Origin of the sequence: Ruegeria sp. HKCCD7303 (assembly GCF_013111185.1) — a bacterium.
Lineage (GTDB): Bacteria > Pseudomonadota > Alphaproteobacteria > Rhodobacterales > Rhodobacteraceae > Ruegeria.
In genome coordinates this window covers 20,279-33,095 of record NZ_WVRE01000016.1, presented here as the reverse complement: position 1 = coordinate 33,095, position 12,817 = coordinate 20,279, and the positions used below count along the sequence as shown (strand labels likewise).

The following is a 12,817-nucleotide window of genomic DNA, read 5'->3' as shown; positions in this document are numbered from 1 at the left end:
ACTTTGTTCCGGATAGGTTCGCGGTTTCCGCGGCAAACTGAGACTGGTTCGAATTCGTCTGACAGCACCGCATTGAGCCCAACCTGCTCGTTCGTCAGGTTGCAGCGAATGGCCGATTCTAGTCGCCGTCGACACCCGCAGACCGCATCGACAGGATTTGTGAACGGCTACGCCAATCATGACGAGGAGCACGCCGAGGACATCCACAGCGCTCGGAACCTGACGCAAGACCGTCGCGACGATGATCGTAACGGTCGCTGGCAGATGAGCCATAAGGAACGCGAAGCTGGCACGTGGCAAGCGGGCCATCGCGAGCTGATCGCAGACATAGGAGATTAACGAGGAAAAGATGCCGACGCCGATCCCGGTCAGTACCAGCGAGGGCGCACCAAAATCGTCGAGGGCTTGCGGGAAACCTATGGGCATCACAAATATAAAGGCCGCTGTCGAGACAGTGCCAAGGCGCTCCACACCGCCCGACGCGCCACCTTCGGAAATCTTGTGGCCGAAGATGATGTAGAGAACGAAAAGCGAGCTGTTCAGCACCGCCCAGAACAGGCCAAGAAGATCAGAAATGAGATCAGGTCCATCTGCTGCCAGTATCGACGGCACGTCAATCAGGAGGGCTACGCCGATGATTGCGAAGGCAAAGGCAAGATAGTTGCGCCCAGTACGTACGCCCAAAAGAGCAATAACGAAGGTACTGACGAATTCGATGGCTGCAACGAGCGCAATCGGCAGCCGGTCGAAGCCCATCTTTCTTCCCAAGCCTGGGAAGAGGTCAGAGAAATCCGCAAAAAACGACCTTTGTGAACTTTCCAGGTTCGGTCAATTACATGCTTCATCTGGAGCATTTTTTTGACGGAGTCACATTCGCTAGGCTGGGCGAGCAAGAAAACGACTGGCGAAAGCGTAGACACAAATTACTTGAGAGAACGCGGGACAAATCGCCTGCGACTGCCACTCTGGCGGGGTGAGTAACACTCAATTCAACATCTCCCCAATTTGGCCGACTCTCAACGTTCCGCCTATAGCAACCTCAACATAGACACCCATGTCCGTATGACCCATCAACTTCCGAATTAGATAGGGTATCTTCAGGTCCCGCTTAGCCGTTTCCGGGTTCACTTCAGTGGCTGCACACCTTTTCGTACGTGAGAGTATCTTTAACTCAACATCGCCAAATCTAAAAACTGATCCAGCTTCATCCAACTCAGAAAACGGGGGTAAACCGTCCATCTCGATATTCGCCCGGAAGCGCGCTGGGTGGACTTCCGCGTTCAGTTTTTCACCTAACTTTTCCACAGACGCCAGATTTAGAACGGATATCGCGTTCATCATTTTAGGTGACACGACAGATACATCTGTAAACCGATGCGGAGCGGACGAAACGAAATTTGGTGGTTCGGGGTCTTTTAGGTCGATCTCCGAAGACAGGAAACTCACCGCATTCATCCGATCTTCTGGTGCTTGCATATTAAAGCTGCGTGTTTTGCCGCTCGCTTTGATCTCAAGATATTGGGTCTCAACATTAAAATTTGTCTTAACGCCTGCAAGCGCAGCTTCATTCAACAAAACAACAAAGCGATCTTTCGGGAGCGGCTGCGGGTTATGTACGTCGAAACCGGAGTTGTATCGAGCAAATCCGAACAGACGGTCACCTGGAATGCCATCTCCTGAACGCAGCGTTACAGTTTGCATGGGCTCGGCGCTCAAGCCTTTTATTGGGTAGCGGTTCAATCTTACGATAGAGAGAGTTTTCATACGTTTGCACCTGACCAAACGAGTTATGCACGATCCCGAGTGGTGCGTGCTTTTTGAAGCTATCTCCAATTCTCCTAGGTATCGACTAAATAATCTGTGAGTGCTTCAGCAGCGGGTTCGCTAAACGTGTTGGAACCATGATGGCCGCCAAAGTGGGCCGCGCCAGTTTTTGTCGATATGGCAATTTAAAACCTTACTGCCGAAAATAGATGCACATCAAAGAAAACAAACAATTTCTATTAAAATCATAGGTTAAGACAACAAGTTCAACGAACTTCCCTGCTCATCTGAGGTACGAACCTCAAATATTTCTGGACATGAGGTGCGTACCTCAAATAGCCTTGGAAGTATGCCGCGATTCGCACATCCTCGATTGACGGCGCAAAAAGGGAGGAATGGATGACTTACACAAAACTGGCTTCGGCCAGCGCAATAGTCCTTGCCGCTACTACTCTTTCTACCAAGGCAAATGCTGAAGATCTGACGCTATGTTGGGCTGCATGGGATCCGGCCAACGCGCTTGTCGAACTATCCAAGGAATTCGAAGCAGAATCCGGCCACACGATGAACTTCGAATTTGTTCCGTGGCCAAATTTTGCGGACCGTATGCTGAACGAGCTGAACTCTGGGGGTAAGCTCTGCGACCTACTGATCGGTGACAGCCAATGGATCGGCGGCGGCGCTGAGAATGGTCATTACGTCCAGCTGAACGACTTCTTCGATGCTGAAGGCATCAGCATGGACGATTTCGCACCGGCCACTGTTTACGCTTACTCGACCTGGCCCAAAGGTACACCAAACTACTACGCGCTGCCTGCGATGGGCGATGCAAACGGCTGGTTCTATCGCAAGGACTGGTTCGAAAATCCCGAAATCCAAGCTGCATACAAGGAGGCGACTGGTCAGGACCTACGTGAACCTCAGTCTCAGAAAGAGTTGTTGCAGATCGCCCAGTTCTTTCAGGGTCGTGAAATCGACGGCAAGACTGTCTACGGTGCAGCAATCTTTACCGAACGCGGCTCGGAAGGGATCACCATGGGTGTGACCGGAGCGCTGTATCCATGGGGTTTCAAATACGAAAACACCCCGGGCTCATATGACATGGAAGGTGCTGTAAACTCACCGGAAGCTGTTGAAGCTCTAGAATTTTACAAGGAATTCTACAAAACGGCGACACCTCCGGGATATACCAACTCTTACATGGGTGAGAGCCTGGATGCCTTTAAGTCCGGTCAGGTCGCCATGGCGATGAACTGGTTTGCGTTCTTCCCAGGTCTCTATGCCGACCCCAATACCGGCGGTGACAAGATCGACTTCTTTGTAAACCCGCCACAAAATCAGGCAGGTTCAACGCTTGGCGGACAAGGCATTTCTGTTGTCAGCTACTCTGACAAACAGGACGCCGCCCTTGAATACATCAAGTGGTTCGCACAGCCAGAAGTGCAGGCCAAATGGTGGGAGCTAGGCGGCTATTCGGCACATAACTCCGTGCTGGAAGATCCTGGTTTCGTGGACAGCCAACCGTTTGCCGGTGACTTCCTTGAAGCAATGGCTGGAGTTCAGGATTTCTGGCAAGAGCCTGCCTACGCGGAACTCCTGCTGGCCATGCAGAAACGCATCCACGACTACGTGGTTGCTGATCAAGGTACAGCTCAAGAAGCGCTTGATCTTCTGATTGAAGATTGGACGGAAGTCTTCGAAGACGAAGGCAAGCTGTAGTCCGGACAAAGGCAGGAGCGGGTGCTATCCCGCTCCACCTTCACCCGTGAGTCCTAAACCAACAAGAACTGGCAAAGAGATGTCTGACAGGACCGTAGATCGCGTTGCGCAGGCAACGCCCGAGCGAGTTGCGCGAAAAATACGAGGTTTATCCGATCGCGCGATCGCCTGGATATTCATCTCCCCAACGATATTCCTATTGCTGGCGATCAACATCTTTCCGTTGATCTGGACCATCCAACTGAGCTTTACCAACTACAAGGCCAACCGGATCGGGCGCGAAGTCAAAGATGTCGGGCTCAGGAATTACGAGCGTATTCTGACAGACTCGGACACCTGGCTAAATATGCAGGCGACGGCGCACTTCCTGTTCTGGACGATTTTTTTCCAGGTCTTGATCGGGTTTACTCTGGCCTGGTTGATCAACAAGAAATTCAAGGGCAACGATCTTTGGACAACGATCATCGTGCTGCCGATGATGCTGTCTCCTGCAGTCGTCGGGAACTTCTGGAAGTTCCTGTATCAACCTCAAATCGGGCTGTTTAACTACATCGTGTCCTGGTTTACAGGCAAAGACCCATCGAGCTTTGAAATGCTGGGATCCGTCAATCTGGCCCCTTGGGCGATCGTGATTGTCGACACCTGGATGTGGACCCCCTTCGTGATGCTAATCTGTCTGGCCGGGCTGCGCAGCATTCCCGATTACATCTACGAGGCGGCTGAGATCGACAGGGCCAGCAAGCTGCGGCAGTTCTTCACAATCACCATTCCGATGGTGCTACCGTTCCTGATGCTCGCGGTGCTGTTTCGAGGAATCGAGAACTTCAAGATGTTCGATCTGGTGGTTCAGCTAACCGGCGGGGGGCCGGGGTCTGTTACGGAACTCACTTCGATCAACCTGAAACGCGAAGCCTTTGAGAAATGGCGTACGGGCTATGCGTCAGCCTATGCGATTATCCTTTTCGTCACCGTGTTCGGCCTTGCGTCGATCTACGTCAAAGCCCTGAACAAGGTGAAACAGAGATGAGCAGTTTTTCCGTCACTGAACCTTCAAACCGGTCCAAGTGGATCGCAGGCTTTCTGGTCATCGGCTATGCGATGATTACGATGATCCCACTGGTATGGATCTTGCTGACGGGTTTCAAATCTCCGGCCGATGCGATCAGCTACCCGCCCAAAGTGGTCTTTGACCCAACGCTTGAAGGGTATGTAAATCTATTCACCACGCGCACGCGGCAGACGCAGGAGTTTTTGGAAGCGAACCCGCCGCAGAACTGGGCCGATGAAATCGTCCGCCAGTACGACATGGTGATTGTAGGACCATCGAAGTTCGGCGAGCGCTTTATGAATTCGGTTATCATCGGATTTGGCTCGACGTTCTTGAGTATCTTCCTAGGCACTCTGGCCGCCTATGCATTCAGCAGGTTCAAGGTCCCACTCAAGGACGACCTTCTGTTCTTCATCCTGAGTACAAGGATGATGCCACCAGTTGCTGTCGCAATCCCAATCTTCCTGATGTTCAGAAACCTTGGATTAAGCGACACGCATCTTGGAATGATCCTGCTGTATACGGGTGTAAATATTTCCTTGGCGGTCTGGTTGCTAAAAGGCTTCATTGACGAAATCCCAAGAGAGTACGAAGAAGCCGCGCTCATAGATGGCTACACACGATTTCAGGCGTTTTACAAAGTGGTGCTGCCGCAAGCCGCGACCGGCATAGCTTCAACAGCTATCTTTTGCTTGATCTTCGCCTGGAATGAGTACGCGTTTGCCGTGCTGCTGACATCCGCGAACGCGCAGACTGCACCACCGTTCATCCCAACCATTATCGGTATTGGCGGCCTGGATTGGCCTGCTGTGGCGGCAGGTGCCACGATCTTCCTGATCCCTGTCATGATATTCACCATCCTGATGCGCAAACACTTGCTGCGTGGGATCACATTCGGAGCCGTACGCAAATGAGCGGGTTTCTTAACGGATTGTTGCGATTTCGCCGCGGCCCATGGGAGATGGTCGCAACCATCCTTATTGCGCTGGGTGTCTTTATGCTGATGCAGCCCTTTGTCCTTTGGGCCTTCACCTACTCTTTCATCGTCACGCTGATCGGAACCGTCATGTTCATCATCGTCAGCCATTTCCCGGAGTAGAAATGGCCCAGATCGTAGTCAAAAACGTAAAGAAGATGTTCGGCGATTTCACGGCTGTTCGCGAAAGCTCGTTCACGATTGAGGACGGTGAGTTTTTCATGTTGCTAGGGCCCTCTGGCTGCGGAAAAACGACGACACTGCGGATGATCGCAGGCTTGGAACTTCCAACGTCAGGTGAAATCTACCTGGACGGTGAGGAGATCAGCCAGCGGCCCCCATCAGAGCGAGACATTGCATTCGTGTTCCAGATGTTTGCGCTGTATCCTCACATGAACGTGCGCAAAAATATCAGCTACCCCCTGATATCGCAGGGCATGCCGCGTGCTGCGGTCAAAGCCAAAGTAGAGGAAGTCGCGGGAATTCTGGGGATCAACGACATTCTCGATAGCCCCGTAGGTGGACTGTCAGGTGGCGACAGGCAGCGCGTGGCGCTGGGCCGCGCGATCGTTCGCGAACCCAAAGCGTTCATGATGGACGAACCGCTGGGCGCCTTGGATGCCGAGTTTCGGGAGCATATGGCCGAAGAATTGCGCGCGCTTCATGATCGCATGGGCGCAACCACTGTTTACGTCACACACGATCAGTTAGAAGCCATGCAAATGGGCGACAAGATCGTTGTGATGAACAACGCTGTGATCGAGCAATTCGGTACACCCCAGGAAATCTACGACAAACCAGCGACGATGTTCGTTGCGGATTTTATCGGGTCTCCTTCGATGAATTTCCTGCCGTTTGAGGGAAAGGTCGAGCCTGGTTCGGAAATGGTTCGGCTGAATGGCCATGACGAAGCCGTGCCGAGGTTGATGGAAGGGGCGGAAGGTGACTTGGTTTTTGGCGTTCGCCCCGAGCATGTTTTTCTGTCGGATGGGAGCGAATACCGGGCCAGAGTCCTGGCAGCAGAATACCTGGGGACCACCCAAATCGTTACACTGCAAAGCCCGAACGGTGAACTGAAAGCGCGAATTGATGCACGCGAGGTCGTCAGTCCCGGTGAGACCGTTGGATTGGAGTTCCGCTCACCTGCTGTAACCCTTTTTGAAAGATCCACCGGACGCGCGTTGAGGTCCGCTCTGAACGACGAGGTACTGAGCAATGGCTGAAGTCGTTTTGGAGAATATCTCGAAGTCATTTGGCAACGTCAAAGCGGTGGACGGTATTTCGATGACGATCCCCAACGGTGCCTTTGTGGTGTTGTTGGGTCCGACTGGCGCTGGAAAAACAACGACGCTGAGATTGATATCCGGGCTTGAGAAACTGGACTCTGGATCAGTACGCATTGCCGGGCGTGACGTCGGTATAGATACACCTGCCCAGCGCGATGTGGCGATGGTCTTCCAGCAATACTCGCTGTACCCGCATATGACGGTGCGCGAGAACCTGTCTTTCCCTTTGCGGTCGCCGATCCTGAAGACACCAGAGGATGAGATCACGAGGAAGGTTAACGAAGTCGCTGAGATCCTGCAAATTCCGCACAAGCTGGACAACAAAGCCACTGAACTGTCCGGCGGTGAAATGCAGCGCGTTTCAATCGGACGTGCGCTTGTGCGTGACCCACAGATTTTCCTGATGGATGAACCGCTCAGCTCTTTGGACGCCAAGCTTCGGGCGGATTTGCGGGTCGAGCTTAAAAGGATTCAGGCCGATCTGGGGTCGACCTTACTGTACGTGACGCATGATCAGGTCGAAGCCATGACAATGGCGACACATATCGGCGTTTTGGAAAACGGCAGGCTGGTTCAATACGGAACACCCCGGGACATCTATGAAAACCCGGGCAGTGTTTACGTCGCCAGCCGGTTGGGACTGCCACGGATCAACATCCTGCCGTCCGAGTTGTTCGGAGGCGATCACAAAGGCCCGCAGATCGGCCTGCGCCCGGAAAACATCATCGAAGGCGAAGGCAGCGAGGCGCGCGTGATACGCGCCGAGCATCTGGGAGACCAAACACGGCTGCATTTGGATCTGAATGGTCACCCGGTGGTGACCCTGATCGATGTCCATCAGGACTACCCATCTGGAAAGATTATAAAAATCCGCCCCCACAACCCGTTGTATTTTGACGCGTCCGGCGCGCGTGTGAATTAAGGAGCAAAAGCATGGCCCAGTTCCTCAACACAAAAGAAACCCTGGTAACCGAGGCGATAGACGGCCTTCTGACCTCCTCCGGAGGACAACTTATCCGGTTGGACGGCTACCCGCACATCAAGGTTGTCTTGAGGTCAGATTGGGACAAGTCGAAAGTCGCTTTGGTGTCCGGCGGAGGGTCTGGTCACGAACCCGCCCATGCGGGCTTTGTTGGCGCCGGTATGCTGACAGCTGCAGTATGTGGGGAAGTGTTTGCGTCCCCGTCAGTCGAAGCGGTTCTGGCAGGTATTCTTGCGGTCACAGGTGAGGCAGGGTGCCTGCTTATCGTCAAGAATTACACTGGAGATCGATTGAATTTTGGACTGGCAGCGGAACGCGCCCGCGCATTGGGCCGCAAGGTTGAAATGGTCGTTGTCGATGATGACATCGCCCTACCCGACCTTCCGCAACCACGTGGCGTGGCGGGTACGTTGTTCGTTCACAAAATAGCCGGAGCGCTTGCTGAAAGCGGTGCTGACCTAGATACCGTTACCACCGCAGCAAGAAACACCATAGCAAAGGTTGTCAGCATCGGAATGAGCTTGGACACCTGTACCGTTCCGGGTTCTCCAAAAGAAGACCGGATTGCCCCTGGCAAAGCAGAGCTTGGATTGGGCATCCATGGCGAACCTGGTGTACAGCAAGTCGAGTTCTCAAATGCCGTATCGGCTATGTCCACAGTAGTGGAGAAGCTGAAGCAAAGGGTGGGCACCGGGGACTGTGTGGCGTTGGTCAACAACCTAGGCTCTACAACTCCGCTGGAAATGGCTGTCCTCACACATGCCTTGTTCGAGACTGGTATTGCCCATCATATAATTGGCCCGGCACCAATGATGACATCGCTGGATATGCACGGGTTTTCGGTTTCCATTCTGCCTGTAGATCAGGACGATTTGTCAGCCCTTGAAGCACCCGTTGATCTGGCCGCGTGGCCCGGGGTGAATTCCATAGACCCGATCAAAGTTGCACCATTGCCTGATGGCCTGACTCCGATCGATCCAATCCCCTCGCACAATCCCACCACAAGGGAAACGATCACCCGGCTGTCTGAATTGCTCATCAACGCAGAGAAGAATCTAAACGAGCTAGACGCGAAATCTGGGGATGGCGATACAGGAAGCACATTGGCGACTGCCGCAAGAGCATTGCAAGGAAGTCTTGACCGCATGCCGCTTGCCGATTTGACACAACTGTTTCCGGCGTTGGGCAATGAGTTAAGCCAGACAATGGGTGGTTCTTCCGGCGTGATACTTGCAATTTTCTTCAACGCAGCTGGAGATGCCTGTGCGAGCGGGGCTTCGGTATCGAAGTCTCTGGTTGAAGGTCTGAATCGCGTCAGCCAGGTTGGGGGCGCCAAGGTCGGTGACAGGACAATGATTGACGCTCTGGCACCGGCGCTTGCGGCACTGCCATCTGGTCTGACGCATGCGGCCGAGGCTGCCCGCGAAGGCGCGAACAACACCGCGAATATTCGTCGTGCGAAGGCAGGCCGCGCGGCCTATGTTCCCGAAGAAAACCTTGTTGGACATAACGATCCCGGCGCTGAGGCTGTTGCTTTGTTGTTTGAAGGCTTAGCGCGGGAGATTGAGGGCTGAAGAACACGTGGAAGACCAAAAACAAAGATTAGAATTGGTGAAAAAGCCAACCGTTAATGACATCGCGCGCGTTGCGGGTGTTAGCCTAGCGACTGTTGACCGGGTCTTGAACAGACGTCCCGGCGTTCGGGCCGTAACCGTACAGAAAGTGCAAAAGGCAATTGATGAGCTGGGATATGTTCGCGATACCGCTGCGGCCAACCTTGCACGAAACCGAGTTTACAACTTCCTCTTTGTTCTGCCGGACACGGACAACGAGTTTGTAGAGGCAATCAGCAGCCAGATCGCAGATCAATCCCCTGACCAATTTATCGAGCGGACCCGCATTGCGATAAAGAAGGTCGCGCCGTTCGAGCCGCAAGATATCGTCAACATTCTGGATGCTGTCGACAGTTTGGATGTAGACGGAGTCGCAGTTTTCGGACCCGAAACGCCTTCTGTCCGGGATGCCGTAAAAAGGCTCAGGGACAAAGGCGTTCCGGTGGTCGCCTTGGTGTCTGACTTGCCCAGTTCTGAGCGAGACCACTTTGTGGGAATTGATAACGTTTCGGCAGGACGAACCGCCGCTCAGCTGATGGGTAGATTTGTCCATCGCGAAGGCAAGGTCTTGGTTCTCACAGGATCCCGATTGGCGCGTGACCATCTCGAGCGTCGCCAAGGCTTTGACCTTGTTGTGGCTGAGGAATTTCCGCACCTCCAAGTCGTAGCGTCTGTCGAGGGCCGGGATGACCCGGATCTGATTTACAAGATGATGCCCGAAATCTTTGAAACCTATCCGGATCTGGTCGGAATATACTCGTCAGCAGCGGGCAACGCAGGCCTGATTCAATTTCTTTCAGAGAACAAGCTCAGCAAAGATCTGGTGATTATAGCTCATGAGCTTACTCCACTCAGTCGTGAGGCGCTTAGGCTTGGCACATTTGACGCCTTAATCTCGCAAGACACTGGGCACATTGTTCGTTCGGCCGTTCGCCTGTTGCGTGCGACTTCGGACAAAGTCCCGTTCAACAAAGCTCAGGAACGTATCCGTATCGATATCTATCTAAAGGAAAATTTACCGCCATAGAGGCTTAGGTTTTGGGGAGGAAATTTTATGAAAACGATCAAAGGTCCAGCTTTGTTTCTTGCACAGTTTGCGGGGGACGAAGCGCCGTTCAATTCGTGGGACGCGATCACAAAATGGGCGGCTGATTGTGGATACAAAGGCGTTCAGGTTCCCAGTTGGGATGGACGGTTGTTCGACTTAGAACAGGCCGCTTCTAGCAGAGGTTATTGCGATGACTTCAAAGGCAAAGCCAGGGAAAATGGTGTCGAAGTCACGGAACTTTCAACACACCTTCAGGGCCAGCTTGTGGCTGTTCACCCAGCCTATGACAGTGCGTTTGATGGCTTTGCGGCCGAAAGCGTCCGGGGGAACCCGAAAGCCCGACAAGAATGGGCCGTGGACCAGGTCAAAAAAGCGCTGTCCGCTTCGAAAAATTTGGGCATTTCGGCACATGCGACATTCTCAGGCGCGCTGGCATGGCCATATGTCTATCCTTGGCCGCAGCGCCCTGCCGGCTTGATTGAAACGGCATTTGATGAGCTTGCGCGTCGCTGGGTGCCCATCCTGAATCACGCTGATGAATGCGGTGTCGATGTCTGCTATGAAATCCACCCCGGAGAGGACCTCCACGATGGTGTTACGTACGAGATGTTTCTCGAGCGGACAGGCAATCACCCACGGGCCTGCATGCTATACGACCCGTCGCATTACGTGCTGCAATGCCTCGACTATCTGGACAATATCGACATCTACAAAGATCGGATCCGGATGTTCCATGTCAAAGATGCCGAGTTCAATCCAACCGGCCGGCAGGGTGTTTATTCCGGGTATCAAAGCTGGGTAGATCGGGCCGGGCGGTTCCGCTCACTGGGCGATGGTCAGGTGGATTTCGGGGCTGTGTTCTCAAAAATGGCCGCGAATGACTTTGATGGCTGGGCTGTGGTCGAATGGGAGTGCTGTCTCAAACACCCCGAAGATGGAGCGCGCGAGGGCGCTCAGTTTGTGTCAGATCACATCATCCGTGTGACCGAGAAAGCCTTTGATGATTTCGCTGATGGTGGCGCAGACGAAGCCGCCAATCGTAAAATGCTGGGGATTGAGTGATGGTCACAGGACGCAGTGAAGAAACCTCGGGTCGTATTCGCCTTGGCATGGTTGGTGGCGGAAACGACGCCTTCATAGGCGGCGTTCATCGCATAGCCGCGCGACTGGACGACAAGTTCGAGCTGGTAGCCGGTGCTTTGTCTTCAACGCCAGAGAAATCTCTTGAAAGTGGGCAAGCATTGGGGCTTGAACGGGTCTATGAAGACTTCAAACAAATGGCAATCAGGGAAGCTCGGCTGAAATCTGGGATCGAGGCCGTCTCAATTGTCACGCCAAATAACGTTCACTATGCAGCTGCGCGTGAGTTCCTGAAACGCGGTATTCACGTCATTTGTGACAAGCCACTCACCTCGACACTTGCCGATGCAAAAAAGCTGGTCAAAGCAGCAGAAAGCGCGAATGCTCTATTCATTTTGACCCACAATTACACAGGTTATTCAATGGTTCGGCAGGCGCGTGAAATGGTTGCCAACGGCGATATTGGCAAGATCCGCGTAGTTCAGGTTGAGTACCCGCAGGATTGGCTGACCGAGCAGCAGGATTTCAAACAGGCGGAGTGGCGAACCGATCCAGAACGCTCGGGCGCGGGTGGATCAACCGGTGACATCGGAACCCATGCTTACAACCTCGCATGCTTTGTAACCGGGCTTAATGCGGAAAGCCTGGCGGCAGACTTGCAGGCCTTTGTGCCGGGGCGCAAAGTCGATGACAATGCGCACGTCTTGCTTCGCTTCGAAGGCGGAGCGCGTGGTATGCTGTGGTCTTCTCAGGTGGCCCCCGGCAATGAAAACGCACTTCGTTTGCGCGTCTATGGCGAAAAAGGTGGGTTGGAGTGGTCTCAGGAAGATCCCAATTACCTGTGGTTCACGCCCTACAACGAACCCAAGCGTCTGATCACACGAAATGGAGCTGGAGCTGGTGACGCTGCAAATCGGTTGAGCAGGGTCCCTCCGGGCCATCCCGAGGGGTATCTTGAAGGTTTCGCCAATATCTATGGAGAGGCTGCTGAGGCGATCCAAGCTTTCCGAAATGGGATTTCAACCGACGCGTCCGTTGTTTATCCAACGGTTCATGACGGGCTTAATGGCGTAAAATTTGTTGCCGCGTGCGTGCAAAGCTCTTCAAGGAATGCAGCTTGGGTCAGCTTAACGTAAAATCTGGTTGTTGGCATAAGGCAGAAATCTTGGGAGGCATCGAGCGTATCTGCAAAAAAACCGAAGCGCGCGCAACCTATAGGTGCACGCTCCGGTACAACGAACCGCGAACGTCTTTGAAGAGGTTTTTTGTGACCCGAAGAACCAATCGACTTCCATCCGAGT

The 12,817-nt window shown here is 53.4% G+C and carries 12 protein-coding genes; 10 read left to right on the top strand and 2 right to left on the bottom strand.

Features of this window, described 5'->3' with window-relative positions:
- Together GS630_RS22015 and GS630_RS22010 are read right to left on the bottom strand one after the other, a co-directional pair.
- Nucleotides 1–756: DMT family transporter (locus GS630_RS22015; RefSeq protein ID WP_253285969.1), on the bottom strand; the 756-nt coding region annotated here is incomplete at its 3' end.
- A gap of 228 nt (nt 757–984) precedes the next feature.
- Nucleotides 985–1,764, bottom strand: coding sequence for an MOSC domain-containing protein (locus GS630_RS22010; RefSeq protein ID WP_171621491.1), 780 nt, complete (start codon nt 1,762–1,764; stop codon nt 985–987).
- Nucleotides 1,765–2,163: 399 nt separating this feature from the next.
- On the opposite strand from GS630_RS22010, the gene GS630_RS22005 reads away from it, so the two are divergent.
- From GS630_RS22005 to GS630_RS21960, 10 genes are all read left to right on the top strand, one after another.
- Nucleotides 2,164–3,483 (top strand): ABC transporter substrate-binding protein, encoded by a 1,320-nt coding sequence (locus tag GS630_RS22005; protein WP_171186543.1) that lies wholly within the window; start codon nt 2,164–2,166, stop codon nt 3,481–3,483.
- Between the two features lie 79 nt (nt 3,484–3,562).
- Nucleotides 3,563–4,510, top strand: a complete 948-nt coding sequence (locus GS630_RS22000) for a carbohydrate ABC transporter permease (RefSeq protein ID WP_171237076.1) — start codon at nt 3,563–3,565, stop codon at nt 4,508–4,510.
- Nucleotides 4,507–5,445, top strand: coding sequence for a carbohydrate ABC transporter permease (locus GS630_RS21995; RefSeq protein WP_171621492.1), 939 nt, complete (start codon nt 4,507–4,509; stop codon nt 5,443–5,445). The genes GS630_RS22000 and GS630_RS21995 overlap by 4 nt, the downstream gene beginning before the upstream one ends.
- Nucleotides 5,442–5,630: a hypothetical protein gene (locus GS630_RS21990; RefSeq protein ID WP_171180476.1), complete on the top strand. Its 189-nt coding sequence runs from the start codon at nt 5,442–5,444 to the stop codon at nt 5,628–5,630. The genes GS630_RS21995 and GS630_RS21990 overlap by 4 nt, the downstream gene beginning before the upstream one ends.
- 2 nt (nt 5,631–5,632) lie before the next feature.
- Entirely contained in the window at nt 5,633–6,730 is a 1,098-nt protein-coding gene (locus GS630_RS21985; RefSeq protein WP_171180474.1) for an ABC transporter ATP-binding protein, read from the top strand.
- Nucleotides 6,723–7,715, top strand: a complete 993-nt coding sequence (locus tag GS630_RS21980; RefSeq protein ID WP_171180472.1) for an ABC transporter ATP-binding protein — start codon at nt 6,723–6,725, stop codon at nt 7,713–7,715. The genes GS630_RS21985 and GS630_RS21980 overlap by 8 nt, the downstream gene beginning before the upstream one ends.
- A gap of 11 nt (nt 7,716–7,726) precedes the next feature.
- The gene (locus GS630_RS21975; RefSeq protein ID WP_171180470.1) at nt 7,727–9,349 is read left to right on the top strand and encodes a dihydroxyacetone kinase subunit DhaK; all 1,623 of its coding nucleotides are present in this window, start codon (nt 7,727–7,729) and stop codon (nt 9,347–9,349) included.
- A gap of 37 nt (nt 9,350–9,386) precedes the next feature.
- Nucleotides 9,387–10,415 carry a LacI family DNA-binding transcriptional regulator gene (locus GS630_RS21970; RefSeq protein ID WP_348540123.1) on the top strand — a complete coding sequence of 343 codons (1,029 nt, stop codon included), beginning with the start codon at nt 9,387–9,389 and terminating at the stop codon, nt 10,413–10,415.
- 27 nt (nt 10,416–10,442) lie between these two features.
- On the top strand, nt 10,443–11,498 hold the full coding sequence (locus GS630_RS21965) for a sugar phosphate isomerase/epimerase (RefSeq protein ID WP_171180466.1): 1,056 nt from the start codon (nt 10,443–10,445) through the stop codon (nt 11,496–11,498).
- A complete protein-coding gene (locus tag GS630_RS21960; protein ID WP_171180464.1) occupies nt 11,498–12,652 on the top strand; it encodes a Gfo/Idh/MocA family protein in 1,155 nt (384 codons plus the stop codon). The genes GS630_RS21965 and GS630_RS21960 overlap by 1 nt, the downstream gene beginning before the upstream one ends.
- Nucleotides 12,653–12,817 lie beyond the last annotated feature (165 nt).